The organism is Sphingobium sp. B2 (assembly GCF_007693735.1).
Lineage (GTDB): Bacteria > Pseudomonadota > Alphaproteobacteria > Sphingomonadales > Sphingomonadaceae > Sphingobium > Sphingobium xenophagum.
Genome location: NZ_VDBZ01000002.1, coordinates 464,825 through 482,805, shown reverse-complemented (window position 1 = coordinate 482,805; position 17,981 = coordinate 464,825). Strand labels below are relative to the sequence as shown.

General features: G+C 60.3%; 14 protein-coding genes. 11 read left to right on the top strand and 3 right to left on the bottom strand.

Annotated features, from left to right (window positions below; genetic code table 11):
• Positions 1-425: 425 nt before the first annotated feature.
• Genes FE851_RS17895 through FE851_RS17885 form a run of 3 tightly spaced genes read left to right on the top strand, consistent with a single transcriptional unit; the run spans position 426 to position 4,132 of the window.
• Entirely contained in the window at positions 426-1,805 is a 1,380-nt protein-coding gene (locus tag FE851_RS17895) for a glutamine synthetase family protein (RefSeq protein ID WP_186378884.1), read from the top strand.
• Positions 1,806-1,848: 43 nt separating this feature from the next.
• On the top strand, positions 1,849-3,144 hold the full coding sequence (locus FE851_RS17890) for an aspartate aminotransferase family protein (protein ID WP_145205407.1): 1,296 nt from the start codon (positions 1,849-1,851) through the stop codon (positions 3,142-3,144).
• Positions 3,137-4,132, top strand: a complete 996-nt coding sequence (locus FE851_RS17885) for a phosphotransferase enzyme family protein (protein ID WP_145205404.1) — start codon at positions 3,137-3,139, stop codon at positions 4,130-4,132. The genes FE851_RS17890 and FE851_RS17885 overlap by 8 nt, the downstream gene beginning before the upstream one ends.
• 31 nt (positions 4,133-4,163) lie before the next feature.
• Here the strand turns inward: FE851_RS17885 and FE851_RS17880 are convergent, their stop codons facing one another.
• On the bottom strand, positions 4,164-5,660 hold the full coding sequence (locus FE851_RS17880; RefSeq protein ID WP_145205401.1) for an aldehyde dehydrogenase: 1,497 nt from the start codon (positions 5,658-5,660) through the stop codon (positions 4,164-4,166).
• A gap of 19 nt (positions 5,661-5,679) precedes the next feature.
• Positions 5,680-6,507, bottom strand: a complete 828-nt coding sequence (locus FE851_RS17875; protein ID WP_145205398.1) for a type 1 glutamine amidotransferase — start codon at positions 6,505-6,507, stop codon at positions 5,680-5,682.
• A gap of 92 nt (positions 6,508-6,599) precedes the next feature.
• On the opposite strand from FE851_RS17875, the gene FE851_RS17870 reads away from it, so the two are divergent.
• A complete protein-coding gene (locus tag FE851_RS17870; protein ID WP_261371051.1) occupies positions 6,600-7,184 on the top strand; it encodes a DUF3237 family protein in 585 nt (194 codons plus the stop codon).
• 13 nt (positions 7,185-7,197) lie between these two features.
• On the opposite strand, the gene FE851_RS17865 is transcribed toward FE851_RS17870, so the two are convergent.
• The gene (locus FE851_RS17865; protein WP_017183745.1) at positions 7,198-7,938 is read right to left on the bottom strand and encodes a GntR family transcriptional regulator; all 741 of its coding nucleotides are present in this window, start codon (positions 7,936-7,938) and stop codon (positions 7,198-7,200) included.
• 252 nt (positions 7,939-8,190) lie between these two features.
• Here FE851_RS17865 and FE851_RS17860 point away from each other — a divergent pair, with 252 nt between their 5' ends.
• From FE851_RS17860 to FE851_RS17830, 7 genes are all read left to right on the top strand, one after another.
• Positions 8,191-9,492 carry an NAD(P)/FAD-dependent oxidoreductase gene (locus FE851_RS17860; protein WP_145205395.1) on the top strand — a complete coding sequence of 434 codons (1,302 nt, stop codon included), beginning with the start codon at positions 8,191-8,193 and terminating at the stop codon, positions 9,490-9,492.
• Positions 9,493-9,533: 41 nt separating this feature from the next.
• Positions 9,534-11,852: a TonB-dependent receptor gene (locus tag FE851_RS17855; protein WP_145205392.1), complete on the top strand. Its 2,319-nt coding sequence runs from the start codon at positions 9,534-9,536 to the stop codon at positions 11,850-11,852.
• Positions 11,849-13,009: a hypothetical protein gene (locus FE851_RS17850; RefSeq protein WP_145205389.1), complete on the top strand. Its 1,161-nt coding sequence runs from the start codon at positions 11,849-11,851 to the stop codon at positions 13,007-13,009. Before FE851_RS17855 ends, FE851_RS17850 begins: the two co-directional genes overlap by 4 nt.
• A gap of 14 nt (positions 13,010-13,023) precedes the next feature.
• Complete coding sequence (locus FE851_RS17845; RefSeq protein ID WP_261371050.1) at positions 13,024-14,169, top strand: serine hydrolase domain-containing protein; 1,146 nt, start codon at positions 13,024-13,026, stop codon at positions 14,167-14,169.
• Entirely contained in the window at positions 14,150-15,598 is a 1,449-nt protein-coding gene (locus tag FE851_RS17840) for an NAD-dependent succinate-semialdehyde dehydrogenase (RefSeq protein WP_145205688.1), read from the top strand. Before FE851_RS17845 ends, FE851_RS17840 begins: the two co-directional genes overlap by 20 nt.
• An 89-nt stretch (positions 15,599-15,687) precedes the next feature.
• Positions 15,688-16,800, top strand: a complete 1,113-nt coding sequence (locus FE851_RS17835) for an acyl-CoA dehydrogenase (RefSeq protein ID WP_261371067.1) — start codon at positions 15,688-15,690, stop codon at positions 16,798-16,800.
• Positions 16,801-16,802: 2 nt separating this feature from the next.
• Entirely contained in the window at positions 16,803-17,981 is a 1,179-nt protein-coding gene (locus FE851_RS17830) for a CaiB/BaiF CoA transferase family protein (protein ID WP_145205383.1), read from the top strand.

Sequence of the window (17,981 nt, the reverse complement as noted above, 5' to 3'; positions counted from 1 at the left end):
TGGCGCATGTAAAAAGGTCGCTGGCCGCCGACAAGATGGCAATGCTGCTGTGCAACATTTACTTACATGGAAGAGCCGGTCGTGAAATGCGGGCGAGCGCCTTTCGGGTGTCGGATCGGTCCATAATCTCTCGACCTCGCATTGTGGATATACTCTGTGGGCAGTCGCAGCGAATTTATGATCAGTTGGCGTGCTCTGGTCATCCTATAATCCGAATCAGCCAGAACGCACAACCCAACTGCACCGGCAGCTGCGAAAGCTCGCACATTTTCGATAACGCCCTCCGGCTCAGCAAAACGCCGACGCGTCATTCATTTGGGTGTCACCGCCTGCCACAGTGCCGACAATAGCCTTGACACGCCGATAATGTGATCACTATATTGACTTGCAACTGTATAAAACCGCGTCAGTCAAGTTTGGAAGCCATGCAGAACATTCCTCAACCAGCCGATGCCTTGGAATTTCTAGAGGCGAATCCGGAGATTGAATTCATCGAGGTCATTTTTACCTCGATGGCAGGGGTGCCGCGTGGCAAGCGTGTGCGACGCTCGGAACTGCTCAACATATACGAAAATGGGCGGCTGCTGCCGGGCTCCATGCTGGTGGTTGATGTCACCGGACAGGATTGCGAAGAGACCGGACTGGTCTGGGGCAATGGCGATCCCGATTTCTTGCTGCGTCCGGTTCCAGGGACGCTGGTCAAGGCGCCTTGGCTGGGTGAAGGTGTGGCACAAGTGATCACATCTATGTACAATCTCGACGATACACCCAACGATCTTGATCCGCGCCATGTGCTACAGCGGGTGCTTGATCGCTTTGCCGAGATCAACCTGACGCCGGTGGTTGCGTGCGAGATCGAATATTATCTGGTCGATCCGGTGCGCGGACCGCGTGGCGAGTTGCGCCTGGCACCACCGCCGGGCAAGGCGAACCCGCCCGAACTTATAGATGTGTTCAGCCTGCGTGACATTCAGGACTATGCCCCTTTTTTCAAGGAACTGTGGCGTCTGGCTGACATACAGGGCATCCCGCTTGAAGCGGTAATTTCGGAATATGCTGCGGGCCAGGTGGAACTGACGCTGCATCATGGCCCCGATGCCCTGCGCGCGGCTGACGAGGCGCTGATGTACAAGCGTCTGGCGCGCGGCGTGGCGGCGACGATGGGGATGGAAGCCACGTTCATGGCCAAGCCCTTTACCCATTCGGCAGGCAGCAGCATGCACCTGCACTTCAGCATCAACGATGATGCAGGCGAGAATATTTTTGCCAGCGAAAATCCACAAGGCACGCTCGTGATGCGTCATGCCATCGGCGGCTTGCGCGAAACGCAGGCCGAAGCTTTCGGCATTTTCGCGCCCAACGCCAATTCCTACCGGCGTTACCGGGCCAATTCCTATGCGCCCACAGCGCCGATCTGGGGCGTGAACAATCGCTCGGTTTCGTTGCGCGTGCCGGCCGGGCCGCCCAAGTCGCGCCATGTCGAACATCGTTTCGCAGGTGCTGATGCCAATCCCTATCTGGCGCTGGCGGCGATGCTGGCAGGTGTCCACCATGGCATCATCAATCAGGTCGATCCCGGCCCTCCGGTCGAAGGTGATGGCTATAAGGCGGCTGCAAGCTCGCCCCACCAGGTACCGGGCAACTGGTACGCAGCGATCGATGCGCTCGACAAATCCGACATCCTGCGGGATTATCTCGGATCGCGGTTCGTGGACATGTACTGCGCCGTAAAGCGCGTCGAGCAGGATCGCTTCTTCAGCGAGGTCGTTTCGCTGGATTACGACTGGTATCTCAAGACCGTCTGATCCGCCCGCTTTGGTGCCAGCCCACCGGACAGGGAACAACGCCGTGAACGAGCCTATGAATGATCAGGCCATTGCCGACCTGATCAAGCGCCGCGATGCTGCCTTTGGCCGTGGAGCGAAACTATTCTATGAAAAGCCGCTGCACCTGACGCGGGGTGAAGGCGCGTATCTGTTCGATACGGCCGGTCGCCGTTATGTCGATATGTACAATAATGTATCCTGCGTCGGCCACGCCCACCCGCGCATTGTAGAGGCTATGGCGCGTCAGCAGGGCACGCTCAACACGCATAGTCGCTATCTGCACGAAAGCGCCATAGCTTTTGCAGAGCGGCTTACCGCCTTGCAACGGGTCACCGAAAGCGCCGTGTTCAGTTGCAGCGGCACCGAGGCCGTCGAAGTAGCGCTACGCATGGCGCAAATTGCTACTGGAGCGCGCGGGATCATCTGCACGAACCATACTTACCATGGCAATAACGCGCTTGTTGGCGCACTCACCAATCTGAGCGTGGACAACAGACGCCATGCAGGCCTGCGGTCGATACCCTTTCCCGAAACCTATCGTCCGATCGAACATGGTTTATCGGGGGCAGCGCTGGCCGATGCCTATATCGCCCGGCTCCGCGCGGCGATTGATGAACTACAGGCCGAAGGTGCAGGGATTGCTGCCCTGATCCTGTGCCCGATCCTCGCTAACGAGGGGCTTCCGGACATACCGGAGGGCTTCATGGCAAAGGCCACGCACGAGGTGAAATCCGCCGGTGGCCTCATTATCGCGGATGAGGTTCAGGCGGGGTACGGGCGCACCGGACAATGGTGGGGCTATGACGCGGTCGGGCTGAACCCCGACATAGTCGTCACCGGCAAGCCCATGGGGGCGGGCCTGCCACTGGCGGCCACCACCGCGCGCCGGGATCTGGTCGAAGCTTTCCGCGCAGAAACCCGCTACTTCAACACATTTGCGGCAAGTCCGTTGCAGGGCGAGGTCGGGCTTGCAGTGATCGACACGCTCGAATCCGAAGGGATGATCGACAATGCCCGCACCGTGGGAGCGGCGCTGAAGGCCGGGCTGATGGAGCGCATGGGGCGCTGGGATAGCATAGGGGATGTGCGCGGTGTCGGCTTGTTCATCGGGATCGAGTTCGTCGATGGCGGGGGCGCGCCAGACAAGCCTCTCGCCTTCGACGTGGTGTGCCGCCTGCGCGATCATGGTTTCCTCACTTCTATCGACGGGGCGTTCAACAACATGGTCAAGATCCGCCCGCCGCTGCCATTGCAGGCTGCCGACGCCGCCGCGTTTCTCGATGCGTTCGACGTCGTCATGAAGTCCATCCATGCCTGAAAAGCTGACGATCGAGCACTATGCTGACGCGGCGCGGGCGGCGGCTGATGCCTTTGGCCTCCAGGCTGCGGAACTGCGTCCGATCTCGATGACCGAAAATGTCGTGTTTCGGCTGCGTGAGGCGCAAACAGGTCAGCTTTATGCCTTGCGGTTGCACCGTCCGGGTTATCATGCGCTGGACACTCTGGTTTCCGAGCGTGACTGGACAACCGCCCTGGCCGATAAGGGCATGGTCGTACCGACTGGAAGACGGGCTGCAAATGGCGACTGGTATGTGCCCATTGCGACGCCCGATCCCGGTGGGTTTCGCCATGCCGGGGTGACGATCTGGCACGAAGGGCAAACGCTGGAAAGCAGGATCGGATCGGACCGTGGGCCTGAAACCTGGCCGTGGTTCCACCGGCTGGGCGCTCTGCTTGGCGAATTGCACACCCATACCCGGAATTGGGCGATCCCTTCAGGGTTCGTTCGTCATCGGCTCGATATCGATGGCCTGGTGGGCGAAACGCCTTTCTGGGGTCGCTTCTGGGACAGCGCGTTGCTCGACGATCAGGAAAAACGCTTGCTGTTGAGCGCGCGGGAATGGGCGACCGCTAGACTATATGAACTTCAGGCAAACGGCGCGTGGTTCGGCCTGATCCATGCCGACAGTCACCTCGACAATGTGTTGATCAGTGGAGACCGTTTTGGTCTGATCGACTTTGATGATTGCTGCTATGGGTGGCTGGCATTCGATATGTGCGTGGCATTGCACAGCAGTTGGGGTCATGCTGACTTCGCATCGATCCGCGACCATTTTCTGGCAGGCTACGAAATGCAGCATGCGTTGCAGGCTGACATTCTGCAACAGCTTGATCTGTTCCTGCTCCTGCGGTCGCTACAACTGGTGAGTTGGCGCGAAATGCGGCCCGATATAGCCGCAAACCTGCGCAAAGAGCTTTGGATGCCAAAGCTGGCGCAAGACATTCGAAAGGCGCTCGCGTCCTGACGCCAAGATGCGCCGACGCATCGCTTCTGACTTAGCCGAACGTGTGGCTTATGACCTTCACGTCGCAATATTTTTCGAGCGCATGGATGCTGCGGTCACGGCCAAAACCGGACTGGCGGAAGCCGCCAAAAGGCATGGTGATGTCGCAGCTGTCCCAACCGTTGATCCATACCATGCCCGCTACCAGCGCGTCGGCAAAGCGGTGCGCCCGATTCATGCTGGCCGTCCAGAGCCCTGCCGCAAGGCCGTAGCGCGTGCCGTTGGCAATCCTCAACGCTTCATCGTCAGTGTCGAATGCGGTGACGCACAACAGTGGACCGAAAATCTCCTCCTGCGCCAGTGGGTGGTCGGGCGGCACATCGGCAATGATCGTGGGCAGCATATAGTAGCCGCCTGTATCTGTGCGTGCGGCCTGCCCCCCATATAGGATACTCAGCCCATCCGCCCGTGCACGGTCGACCTGTGCCAAGACCGCTTCGAGATGACCCTTGCTTGACAGCGCTCCAAGGTTCGTCGCCTCGTCCAGCGGATCGGCGGGAATGATATTGCTGGCAAAGGCGGTCACGCGATCGAGCACCGTCTCCATCACCGCACGTTCCACCAGCAGGCGTGAGCCTGCCGTGCACACCTGTCCCTGATTGTAGAAGATGCCCCAGGCGGCCTGCGTGGCCACCATATCCAGATCCTGCCAGTCGGCAAAGACGATGTGAGGCGACTTGCCGCCCAGTTCGAGGCTGACCCGCTTCAGATTGCTATCGGCAGCGGCACGCAGCAATTGTCGGCCCGTTCGTTCAGAACCCGTAAAGGCAATCAGTTGCACGTCCATATGCCGCGCCAGCGCGTCACCCGCTTCATGGCCGAGCCCCGTAACGACATTGAGTACGCCCGCGGGAAGGCCCGCCTCAATCGCGGTCCGGGCGAGCTTGAGCGCAGTCAGAGATGTGAGTTCGGACGGCTTCACCACAAGGGTGTTGCCCGTCGCCAGTGCGGGCGCGATCTTCCACATCGCCAGATGAAGCGGGAAATTCCACGGTACGATCACGCCGATCACGCCCAGAGGCTCATGCACGGCATAGGACAGGCGAGACGCAGGTGACGGGCCAACCTCACCATAGACCTTGTCGATCGCCTCGGCATAGTAGCGCAGCGTGTTGATCGCCTGTGGAATGTCGAAGCTGCGCGTGGCGCTGATCGGCTTGCCGGTATCGATACATTCCAGCAGCGCGAAATCCTCCGCCTGCGCCTCGATCAGGTCGGCAAAGTGAAGCAGGAGGCGCTTGCGATCGCGCGGAGCCATGTGGCGCCACTCTCCCGCATCGAAAGTCGCTTTCGCATTTGCCACGGCAAGATCGACGTCTGCTGTGGTACACCGCGCAATCCGGTTTATCCTGGTGCCATCGCGCGGGCTGACATTGTCCAGCGTTTCGCCATGCGCCGTTGCGCGGAAAGCGCCGTCGACGAACGGCTGCGGAGGCAGGCTACGCACGAGCTGCGACACATGCGCCAAGGCGTCATCTGGAGTAATCATGGCGTGCGACCCTTTGCTGTTATTCGCCGAGATGGCGCAGCCAGTTGCGCAGTTCAGTGCGGCGGATGCTGGCATCGAGAATGTCGGTGTCGATCCCGAGCCGCCAGACCACGGGTGCGTCGACCGCGGCCTCCGCAGCGATCCGCAGGTCTGCGATGTGACTGTCGAGCATATTGCGCGTATCGAAAAATTGCCCGCCCACCATGTCGTCACCATAGCCTTCGTAAATTTCGGCAAGATGCGGGAGATCGAACTCAGGATGATATTGCACGCCCCAGGCGATGCTCCTGCCAAGAGGAATGACGGCGGCCTGAACCGGGCAGCGGCTGTTGCTGGCCAACAAGACACTGCCTTCAGGAAGGCGTGAGACATGGTCGTAGTGAATGCATGGCGCATCGAACGCGCTAGCGCGGTCGGCAAGGAGCGGATGGCCTAAACCATCGGTGGTTGGGACGATCTTTCGTGCAAAGCCCATCTCTGCATGGGCGTCGTTGCGCTCGACCGCGCCACCCCCCGCGACCGCGCAAATTTGCAACCCCCAGCAGCTGCCTAGGATCGGCAGGCCTGCGTCCGCCACGCGCCGCACCCAGTCGATCTGGCGTGTGACGTCAGGCTCATTGTCGTAAGCGTGCAGGGCAGAGCCGGAGATGACAAACCCCGCGTAATTTTCAGGCGAGCGGGGCGGCTGCGCGCCTTCGTCGGCGCCGTAAAGGACATCGATCTGCAAGTTCGGGTCTTCGGCGAGCAAAGCCCGGACATAGACTTCAGCCGTCGTCTCCTGCCCAAGATGCGCCGCGCGTTCCCGGGCGGGCTGGCTGCTGCCTTCCATCAGAAGGATATTTTTCATTATAGACCTCAATGTGTGATCACATTATCCTGCCTCAGCTCAAACCCGTTTGCAACCGCAACTGTCGTGTTAGTGATCACAAGGAGGATGTCATGGCCCAATTGACGAGGCGAAGGATGATGGCGGCGGCAGGTGCAGGCGGCGTATCGTTGCTCGCTGCCGGTGCCAGTGCCAGTGCCAGTGCGTCGGGCGCGACCCCTGCTGCCTGGGCTGGCATGGCGCACGGCAAAGCGCGACCTGCGCCGCGCCCGGAGTGGATCTACGACGCCACGGTGGAGCTTGAGAAGGACATTCCGATGGGCAAGACGATACGGGGCGATCGTTTTCGCGTGCCGATCATCGGCGGCACATTCTCCGGCCCGGAGATGAGTGGTCGCATTTTGCCGGGCGGCTTCGATTGGCAGCTCCTGCGTCGGGACGCCTATTGGGAGCTATCCGCTGACTATTTCATGGAAACTACGGACGGCGTCCAGATTCATGTGTTAAATCAGGGTCTTTGGTACAGCGCCAGCGGGGATTGGCCTGCAACTTATGCGGTGACGACTCCGCAGTTGGAGGCGCCAGACGGTCGCTATGAATGGCTCAATCGCTATATTTTTACCGGAACCGTGGGGCAGGGCGGTACTGCCGAGAAGCCGGCGGTACAGCTGTCGATATTCCGATTGCTGAACCCTTGATCAAAGGGGGGCGTCAGCCGCGCTTTCGCGGCTTGCTATCCTTGGCTGCTGCTGCGGCATTGAAGCGCATCAGTTCATTGCCGATGTGAGTGATGCCGTCGCGAAGATCGGCCTCGATAGCAATGCGAAGGGCCATCCGGTTGCGGGCGCGCACGGCATCCAGCGCCTCGGCATGGCGATCTACCGTGAATTCAGGCCCGATATATACCAATGCCTGGCGCAGGAACGGCCCGATCTGCAGCCAGAGTGATTCTATCAACGGTACGAACACCGAATCGGGCTGTGCCGAATATAGAGTGCGGTGAAAAGCAAAGTTGCCGGCCAACCACCGATCATAGTCCCTGATCCTGACTCCCTCATCGACTTCATCGTTATACTCGACGAGTTTTGCGATCAGGGCATCGTCCACATATCCCAGCGCCCGCGACGCAGCCTCTGTTTCCAGCGCTATGCGCGCCGCCAGCAGGTCATCGAATCGCTCGGGCGACATGACCGGAATGCGAATGCGCCGGTTGCCAAGCAGTTCGACGGCGCGTTCCGCCGCAAGACGGCGCAACGCTTCGCGGATGGGCATGGCGCTGACGCCGAGTCGTTCGGCCAGGCCGCGAATCGTTAGCGGTTCACCGGGCGCGATCCGGCCGAGCAGGATGTCGGTCCGCAACTCGCTGTAAACCCGTTGCTGCACAGTCACGACGTCGACCGCAGCATCCTGGTCCACCGGCTCAATCTCGGCGATCCTAGACAATTTTTTCACCTCAAACAGACGGCCACGGGAAAATGTGATGCCAACATCCCGCCTCTATCGCATCGCTATGGGTGTTGACAACCAAAGGATGTCTTAATATGTGATCACATTATAGCAGTATGCAACGATCCATGATCTACTGTGACGAAGTCCATTGAGTGCCACGCGCAGTCGTGAGTCCGGATCGTTCTGCCGCCAAACTTATTCCCAGCCGCACGGTTGTCGTGCGGTTCTAAAAGCTAACCAGAAACGGTCTGATCGATGGAACATGCGCCGATCCGCAAGCCCTATGCCGGCCTGCCCTCATATTATGCCGCAACCGCCAATCGCGTGACCGAACGCCCGCAGCTGCGCGGCGAGGAAAGGTGCGACGTGGCGGTCGTAGGTGCGGGCTTCACCGGCATGTCGGCGGCGCTTGAACTTGCCGAACGCGGATATAGCGTCATCGTGGTTGAAGGCGAACGGGTGGGCTGGGGGGCTTCGGGTCGCAATGGCGGCCAACTCGTCAACGGTTACAGCCGCCAGCTTTCCGAAGTGCGCAAGCATTATGGCGCGGAGGCGGAGCGCCAGTTTGGCGAAATTGCGCGCGAAGGATCGGACATCATTCGTGAACGTGTTGCAAAATATGGCATCGAATGTGACCTGCGCGACGGAAACAGCATTGTCGGCATGCACGATGCGCACATGCGCTTCCTGCGTGGTCGCGTGGAGGAATGGCACCGCCACGGCTATACCGACGTCGAATTGCTGGAAGGCGATGCAATCCGCAAGGTCGTCAACTCCGATCGCTATGTCGGTGGCTATTACGATCCGCGCGGCGGCCACATGCACTCGCTGAACTATGTGCTAGGCGAAGCGGCAGCATTTGAGGCACTGGGCGGGCGCATCTTTGAACAGTCGCGCGTGACCAAGGTCGACCGTTCGGCTCGGCCCGTTGTCCATACCGCGCAGGGGCATATCGTAGCCAATAAGGTGCTGGTGTGCGGCAACGCCTATCTTGGCGACGCCGCGCCGGACCTTTCTGGCCGCATCCTGCCGGTATCCAGCCAGATCATCGGCACGGAAGTCCTGGGCAAGGAATTGCTGGACGAACTTTTCCCGGCCAATGCGGCGGTCGAGGATACACGCTACATTCCCGATTATTATCGCAGGACCGCCGATCACCGGATCATCTATGGCGGTGGATCGGTCTATGGCGGCATCGATCCGGCCAATATCACGGCCAAGATCATGCCGCAGTTGCTGCAGACATTCCCGCAATTGCGGAACGTAAAGATCGACTTTGTGTGGGCGGGCAATTTCGCCCTGACGATGACCCGCTATCCGCAAGTGGGGCGCGTGTCCGACAGCGTGTATTATTCGCAAGGCGACAGCGGCCATGGCGTGACCACCACGCAGATGCTCGGCCGCCGGCTGGCCGAAGCGATCGACGGTCAACTCACCAAGTTCGATGTGTTCGCGCGGCTTCCCTACATTCCGTTTGTGGGGGGCAAGCTATTGCGCGTGCCATACTGCGTCATCGGGTCCTGGTATTATGGGTTGCGGGACAAATTAGGCATTTAGCAACCAACAAAAATCCAAAAAACTAATCGGGGAGAAATGACATGCGACTTCGTCTTACCACCTCAGCCTCGCTGATCGCGTTGCTTGCCACCCCGGCCTTTGCGCAAACTAGTCCGCCGACCGATGGCGATGCGATCGTGGTAACCGCACAGAAGCGGGAGCAGAATCTGCAGGATGTGCCGATCGCGATCACGGCCGTCTCCGGGCAGGCCCTGCGCGATCAGCGTATCCGTACCATCGACGAAATCGGAACCCAGGTCAGCAACACGCAGATCTATCAGGACAAGGGGGGCAGCCAGCCCAACTGGACGATCCGCGGGGTTTCGCTATTCGATTTCAACGTCAACAACAGCCCGTCCACCTCGATCTTTATCGATGACGTCTATCAGCCTTCGACGGTGCTTGGAGCGGGCGGCATCTTTGACCTCCAGCGCGTCGAAGTGCTCAAAGGCCCGCAGGCCGGCCTTTATGGCCGCAATTCTGTGGGCGGTGCCGTGCAGATCATTTCGCACGAGCCAAAGCCCGGTGACACGGACGGCTATGTGAATGTCGACTATGGTTCGTGGAACCGCTACCGCATCGAAGCGGCGCAATCGCTTTCGCTGGGAGAGAATACGGCGTTCCGGCTTTCCGTACTTAACGATGGCAGCTTCGGCGGCGGATGGCAGAAGAGCCTGGCCGGCGGGCGAAAATGGGGCGAGCCTGATCGTCTGGCGGTGCGCGGACTGCTCCGTTCCGAGATCGGCCCGGTTACTGCAAAGTTGAAGGTCTTTTACGCGCGCGACAAGAGCGACACGGTGTTGGCAACAGCGTCCGGTGCCTATTCACCGACCGGTCCGGACTTTTGCGATGCCTTGCTCGCAGGGCGGCTCGATCAGGCGAATTGCCTCACGCTGGCTCAGAGCATCGACCCGTCGCTGGCTGGCGCGGGAGCGCAAAGCAAAGACGGCAAGCGCGTCCTTTCCCAGGGAGAGAACCGCCTCAACAATGAAGAACTTTCGGCCACGCTCAACCTCTCGGCTGATCTTGGCGGTGTCACCATTACGTCGATCACCGGACTGACGCGCTTCGATTTCGGTTTTGCTTTCGATTATGACGCAAGCCAGCTCAACCTTGGGGGTTGGACCGAACAGGCCGGACTGCGCAACTTCAACCAGGAACTGCGCATCGCATCCTCGTCCAGTGGCGTCTTCCGCTGGCAGGGTGGCGTGGTTTATACCAACTATCGGTTCAACGAGTTCAAGGAGTTTAACTGGACCGACAATCCACTCCTGTTCGACACTTTCAATCCGATCTTCGGGGTCGACTATCAGGACCTGTTCCTTGATGTGACCTATAACCAGAAGACCCGCTATTGGGGCATTTACGGTCAGTTCGACTATGACATCACGCCGGAACTGACTTTCAGCGGCTCGGTTCGCTACTCCGATGAAAAGACCACATACCGCAACGGTCGTACCGGCTTCCGCAAGATCACCAGCTTCCCCGCGCCAGGTGGCATCGACCTTATCCCGGTTGGCGACATCGACCGTGATTATAAACTTGGCGATCATTGGACGGGTTCGGCAACGCTATCGTACCGCCCAACGGATACCGCCACGCTCTACACCACCATTTCGCGCGGCTACAAGTCGGGCGGCGTACCGGGCGGTTTCCCGCAGACACCCGAAGATACGCTGCCTTATGGCGAGGAGTTCGTCCTCAACTTCGAGGGCGGTTTCAAGACCGAATGGCTTGATCGTACGCTACAAGTGAACGGGTCGGTTTTCTATTACGACCATGACGATATCCAGGCCTTCACCACGCTTCCCAGCACGCTGACACCGGGTCAGTTCGCGTTCCGCCTGACCAACATCGGCAACGGCTATAATTTTGGCGCCGAACTCGAAGTTGTGGCGCGGCCGGCGCGCGGCCTGCGGCTGGCGGCGTCGGTCGGCTATCTGAAGGCCAAGATTACCGACAGCGACAAGGTATTCTTCTCGCTGGATAATCAGGTCATTCCCTGGGAAGGTCAGCGGCTCGACTATGCACCGACCTGGAGCGGCATCCTTTCGGCAAGCTATCGCGCAGAGTTGGGTGCTGGACGTAGCCTGACCTTTGCGGGCGACTATAACTTCCGGTCGCGTCTGCGCTTTGGGCAGACGGCGGTGGATGAAGCGCTGCGCGGCGTTCCGGGTTATGGCGTTGCCAATGGTCGCATCACGCTGGCCGATGAATCCGGCTGGTCGCTCGCCGTGTGGGGCAAGAACCTGTTCGAAAAGGCCTATATCACGGACGCTGGCAACGACGGCGTAGGGAGCTTTTACCGTACCTATGGTGAGCCGCGCTCGGTTGGTGTCGCGCTGGGCTACAGGTGGTGAGCGGGCAATCGCCCGACCCTGCCAAACGGCGCATAGATGTCGCTGCGGCCATCGGATATGGCATTTGCGCCGTCGCCATCCTCTCGCTCCAGCCCCTCGCGTTTGGCCCGTTGGTCGAAGCCGGGTGGCTGAGCGAGAGCAGGCTTGGCGAGATTGCCGGGCTGGAAACAGCCGGATTGGCATTGACATCGGCGATACTGCCAGGATGGCTGACGGGAAATTTCTTCCGGCTCAAGCTTGCCGTTCTGGCGGCGCTGATTGTCGCCTGCAACGTGGCGACGCCCTATGCAGGCTATTCGACAGGGCTACTGCTTGTGCGCCTGCTGTGCGGGCTTGCAGAGGGCGGCGTGCTCGCCGGAGCGTTCGTGGTCCTGTTCCACACCGGCAATCCCGATCGCATGAACGCCTTGTTTCTGGCTGTGTCCAATACCGTCATCGCCATCGTGTCCTACATCATTCCAACGGTGATTTTGCCTGTCTATGGCACGCCGGGGCCGTTCATGCTGATGGCGGGTCTTGGCCTGTTCGGCCTGGTGATGATCTTTGCGGTAGGCCACAAGCCTGAAGCCATGGCCGCGCCGGTCAGCAGCTGGCGCTCATGGCCCTTTGCGACCTGGCTCGTGCTCCTGGGCATCATATTGCAGAATGCCGGTGTGCTTTCCGCATGGGTGTTTCTTGAATCCACCGCTCGTGCCGCCAATCTCGGTGCGCAACCATTGGCGCTTTCGGCGTCGCTTGGCATTCTTGCGCAGGTCGCCGGCGCTACCGCGATCGCGCTTGTCGGCTATCGGCTGCCGTCAGGCAAAAGCCTCATGATCGGCAGCAGCATGCTTGCAGGGGCAATATACTGGCTGGGGCATCCCATGGGCGCTGTGTCATTCGTTCTGGCCAATGTCCTGATGGGCGCCTGCTGGCTTGCGTTGCTGCCATTGTCGATCAAGCTGATCTGCGAGATCGAGCGCAAGCATCACGCGCTTTACCTCACGGCGGCTGCGCAGATGGTGGGCCTGAGTATTGGCCCGCTTGTTTCTTCGTTATTCGTGTCCGAACAGTCTGTCGAACCTGCCTATCTGGTTGGCTTTGGCATGGCTGTCATGGCGGTAATTGCCCTTGGGCTGGCCGCCAACTCACCTGACCGCATCAGACGCACTCACTAACAAGGGCCAGTAGCATGGTTTGGACTACCCGCGACACCGGCCTGTTCCGGGGCACGCCTCAAACAGATCATTTCCGCCGCATGGCGAGTGTTACGCCTTGCCGCCGCATAAACCGCGCAGATCACGCGCGGCCATTTCTGTTGGCAAAGCAGGGTCTTTCGCTGCCGAAAACCTTTCAAGCCATCGGCCAGACCCACGACCTTGCAACCTTCCTAGACGATGTGACGACCACCGGCCTGCTGGTGCTGCACAAGGGCGAGAAGGTCTATGAGAATTATTGGGAAGGCAACCGCGCCGATTCCCAGGTCGCGATCTTCAGCTGCACCAAGAGCTTCGTTTCCACGCTGGTGGCCTGTGCGCTGCGCGATGGATATATTGCCAGCCTTGACGATCGCGCCGACAAATATGCCCCTGAACTGAAGGGTTCGGGCTATGAAGGGGTGCGGATAGAGGATATTCTCCAGATGTCCTCCGGCGTGCGTTGGAACGAGGATTATGGCGATCCCCATTCCGACATCGCGCGCTTTGCCGCCGCCTATCTTGAACCGGCATCGTTCGACGCGGTCTGCGCCTCGCTGCCGCGTGAACACGCACCGGGGACGTTCAACCGCTACAATACGTGCGATACGCATGTTCTGGGCATGGTCGTGAGCCGCGCGGTCGGCCAGCCCCTGACCGACTATCTCCAGCATCAGGTCTGGGACAAGCTCGGCATGGAGGATGATGCGTTCTTCCTGATCGATGGCAAGGGCGTGGAAGCCGCTGGCATGGGCCTTCAGGTCACGCTGCGCGACATGGCCAAGCTTGGGCAGTTCATGCTTCGCGGCGGCCTTTCTCCAGAGGGCGAGCAGCTTCTGCCTGCTGGCTGGATCGAAGCCTGTTCGACAGCGACCAAGGACCACCTCAAGCCCGGCGAGCGGGCGACATCAACCTACCCCTGGGGCTATGGCTATCAGTGGTGGATACCCGACAATAGCGGCGCCTACAGCGCTCTTGGCGTGTATCACCAGATGATCTGGGTGGACCCTGCAAAGGATGTGGTGATCGCCAAGACCACCGCCTACGCAGCGTTCGGGCAGGACCATGAGGACGAGAACCGGGTCGATCAACTGCATTTTGCCGCCTGCCACGCCATCGCAGATGCAGCAGCCAAGGGCTGAAGACGTGATCCACGCTGAACTTTTCGCACATGGCGTTGCCGCGCATGGTCTTGCCGTCAGCAATCCGGCCAGCGGCGCGGTTATCGCGACCGTGCGCTCATGGTCTGCGGCGGAGGTCGAGGCTCTGGTGCCCGTGGTCGACATGGCGGGCCGCGCCTGGGCCGCCCGGACCGCAAAGGACCGCGCAGTCATCCTGCGCCGCTGGTTCGATCTCATGCTCGCGCACAAGGATGCGCTCGCCGCGATCTGCACCGCTGAATGCGGCAAACCACTGGCGGAAAGCGCGGGGGAAGTGGTCTATGCAGCGGGTTTCATCGAATGGTATGCCGAGGACGGCAAGCGGATCTATGGTGAGATCACGCCGACTTTCGCCCCCGATAAGCGCGTCCTGACCCTGACGCAAGGTATCGGCACCACGGCCGCAATCACGCCGTGGAACTTCCCAATTGCGATGATCACCCGCAAGGTCGGTCCCGCGCTTGCCGCAGGCTGTCCGATGATCCTCAAGCCGGCTGAAGCCACGCCGCTCTCGGCGCTGGTGCTCGAACATCTGGCGCTTGAAGCGGGCTTGCCCGAAAACCTGTTCCGCGTGGTCCCGACGACGGATCCTGCTGGGGTGGGCAAGGTTCTGTGCACGCACCCTGTCATCCGCAAACTCAGCTTCACGGGATCGACCGCTGTTGGCAAGCTGCTGCTTGAACAATGTGCGGGCACGGTCAAGCGCACCAGCATGGAACTGGGCGGCAATGCGCCATTCATCGTCTTTGACGATGCCGATCTCGACAAGGCGATCGACGGCATCATGGTTGCGAAGTTCCGCAATGCCGGGCAAACGTGCGTCTGCGCCAATCGCATTCTGGTGCAGGATGGGATCTATGATGCTTTCCTTGCCCGGTTCGTGCAGAGGGTCGCAGCCCTTCGGCTGGGCGATGGCGCCGATCCTGAAACGCAGATCGGCCCACTGATCGACGGTCGCGCGGTGGCCAAGGTGCGGTCGCTAATCGATGGTGCTGTCGCCGAAGGTGCCAGCCTTGCCACGGGTGGCGTCAGCCATCCCGCGGGCGAGAATTTCGTCGCACCCACGATCCTGACCGGCGTGACGCCGGACATGGACATAGCCCGGTCGGAGATTTTCGGCCCTGTGGCGTCGGTCATCCGTTTTGCCACGGAAGCTGAGGCGGTAGCGATCGCCAACGACACGCCATACGGCCTTGCCGCCTATATCTACGCCAGCGGCATGGCCCGCATCTGGCGGGTCATGGAGCAGCTCGAATATGGCATTATCGGGGTCAATGAAGGGGTCATCTCGACCGAAGTGGCGCCCTTTGGCGGTATGAAGGAATCCGGCCTTGGTCGCGAAGGTTCGCGCCACGGCATCACCGATTATCTCGAACTCAAATATGTTTTGGTGGGAGGCATTGCCGCGTGACCGGCGCTCATAACCACAACGGACAACTTGCCCCATTTTCATGGGAAGATCCCTTCTTGCTGGAAGACCAGTTGCGAGAGGATGAGCGGATGATCCGCGATGCGGCCTGCGCCTATGCGCAGGACCGGCTGCAATCGCGCATCATTGCATCCTATCGTGAAGAAACCACCGATCCCGCCATTTTCCGCGAAATGGGCGAGCAGGGCTTGCTTGGCGTCACCATTCCGGAAGCCTATGGTGGCCTGGGCGGATCTTATGTCGCCTATGGCCTGGTCGCGCGCGAAGTCGAGCGCGTGGATTCGGGCTACCGCTCGATGATGAGCGTGCAGTCCTCGCTCGTTATGTATCCGATCTACGCCTATGGCAGCGAGGCGCAGCGCCAGCGTTATCTTCCCGGCCTTGCCCGCGGCGAGCTGATCGGCTGCTTTGGCCTGACCGAAGCTGACGCCGGTTCCGACCCGTCGGGCATGAAGACCCGCGCGGTCAGGACGCCGTCGGGCTATCGCCTGTCGGGGTCGAAGATGTGGATTTCCAATGCGCCGATCGCGGACGTTTTCGTCATCTGGGCTAAGTCCGATGCCCACGATGGCAAGATCCGCGGCTTCATTCTTGAAAAGGGCGCCAAAGGTCTTTCCGCGCCGAAAATCGAAGGCAAGCTCTCGCTGCGGGCCTCGATCACCGGCGAGATTGTGCTCGACGATGTGGAAGTGGATGAAGATGCGCTGCTTCCTGACATCGAAGGCCTGAAGGGCCCGTTCGGCTGCCTCAATCGCGCCCGCTACGGGATCGCATGGGGGGCAATGGGCGCTGCCGAATTCTGCCTGCATCAGGCGCGGCGTTACGGCCTCGACCGTCGCCAGTTCGGGCGACCTTTGGCGCAGACCCAGTTGTTCCAGAAGAAGCTGGCCGACATGCTGACCGAAATCGGCCTTGGGCTTCAGGCAGCGCTGCGTGCCGGCCGCATGCTGGATGACAACACCGCCGGTGCTGATCTCATCTCGCTGATCAAGCGCAACAATTGCGGCAAGGCTTTGGACATTGCCCGGCTGGCCCGCGACATGCACGGCGGCAATGGCATCAGCGAGGCGTATCAGGTGATGCGCCATGCGCAGAATCTGGAAACCGTGAACACTTATGAAGGCACGCACGACATTCATGCGCTGATCCTTGGTCGAGCGATCACCGGACTGGCGGCATTCTAGGCATGTCGGGCGGTCCCTTGCCCCTTGCTGGCGTCAAAGTCGTTGAACTCGCCCGCATTCTAGCGGGCCCGTGGGCTGGCCAGACGCTGGCGGATCTGGGTGCAGAAGTGATCAAGGTCGAAAGCCCGGAAGGGGACGACACGCGTAAGTGGGGACCGCCTTTTGTCGAGAATGAGGAGGGGCAGGTTGACGCTGCCTATTTTCATGCCTGCAACCGGGGTAAACAAAGCGTTCTGGCCGATTTCAACAAGCCGGATGACCTTGCCTTCGTAAAGCGCCTGGTCGCCGATGCCGACATCGTGATCGAGAATTTCAAGGTGGGCGGGCTGGTTCGCTTCGGTCTTGATTACCAGACGCTGGCAAAGGACCATCCCGCTCTGGTCTATTGCTCCATCACCGGGTTCGGGCAGACCGGCCCTTATGCCGCCCGCGCCGGATATGACGTCATCGTGCAGGGCATGAGCGGCATGATGGACCTGACCGGCGACGCAGATGGTCCACCGCAGAAGATCGGCGTCGCGCTGGCCGACATAATCTCCGGGCTCTACGCGGTGATCGGTATCCAGTCCGCTCTGTCGCTGCGTGAGCGCACCGGGAAGGGCCAGCATATCGATATCGCCCTGCTCGATTCGATGGTGGGCGTGCTTGCCAATCAGGCGCAGAACCTTTTCGTCAGTGGGGTCGCGCCCCGACGCATGGGCAATGCCCATCCCAATCTGGCACCCTACCAGCCTTTCCCTGTTGCCGACGGCCACTTCATTCTGGCGGTCGGCAATGACGGCCAGTTTGCCCGCCTGTGCGAGATTGTCGACCGCGCCGAACTGGCATCCGATCCTGATTTTGCCACAAACCCGGCGCGTGTCGCCAATCGCGACAGGCTGATAGCTGAACTGGAAACAGCGTTTTCGGGCTGGACGAAGCAGGATATTCTCGCGGCTTGTGAAGCAGCTGGCATTCCCGCTGGCCCGATCAATGCGCTCGACGATGTTTTCGATGATCCGCAGGTGCTGGCCAGGGGCTTGCGGATCGACCTTCCGGGCGGAACGAGCGGCGTCCGCACGCCCATTCGCTTCAGTGACGCAGCGCTGCAATTGAATGTTCCTGCGCCAGCGCTGGGACAACATGATGAAATGGTCCGATGCAAGACCAAAACCCGCCCTATTTCCCCCTATGGAGCATAG

Coding starts and splice junctions, on each gene's coding strand:
- FE851_RS17840 (WP_145205688.1), top strand. CDS start 14,150: ATGCAGCAGCCAAGGGCTGAAGACGTGATCCACGCTGAACTTTTCGCA.
- FE851_RS17895 (WP_186378884.1), top strand. CDS start 426: ATGCAGAACATTCCTCAACCAGCCGATGCCTTGGAATTTCTAGAGGCG.
- FE851_RS17845 (WP_261371050.1), top strand. CDS start 13,024: ATGGTTTGGACTACCCGCGACACCGGCCTGTTCCGGGGCACGCCTCAA.
- FE851_RS17835 (WP_261371067.1), top strand. CDS start 15,688: ATGATCCGCGATGCGGCCTGCGCCTATGCGCAGGACCGGCTGCAATCG.
- FE851_RS17885 (WP_145205404.1), top strand. CDS start 3,137: ATGCCTGAAAAGCTGACGATCGAGCACTATGCTGACGCGGCGCGGGCG.
- FE851_RS17870 (WP_261371051.1), top strand. CDS start 6,600: ATGGCCCAATTGACGAGGCGAAGGATGATGGCGGCGGCAGGTGCAGGC.
- FE851_RS17875 (WP_145205398.1), bottom strand. CDS start 6,507: ATGAAAAATATCCTTCTGATGGAAGGCAGCAGCCAGCCCGCCCGGGAA.
- FE851_RS17860 (WP_145205395.1), top strand. CDS start 8,191: ATGGAACATGCGCCGATCCGCAAGCCCTATGCCGGCCTGCCCTCATAT.
- FE851_RS17830 (WP_145205383.1), top strand. CDS start 16,803: ATGTCGGGCGGTCCCTTGCCCCTTGCTGGCGTCAAAGTCGTTGAACTC.
- FE851_RS17880 (WP_145205401.1), bottom strand. CDS start 5,660: ATGATTACTCCAGATGACGCCTTGGCGCATGTGTCGCAGCTCGTGCGT.
- FE851_RS17855 (WP_145205392.1), top strand. CDS start 9,534: ATGCGACTTCGTCTTACCACCTCAGCCTCGCTGATCGCGTTGCTTGCC.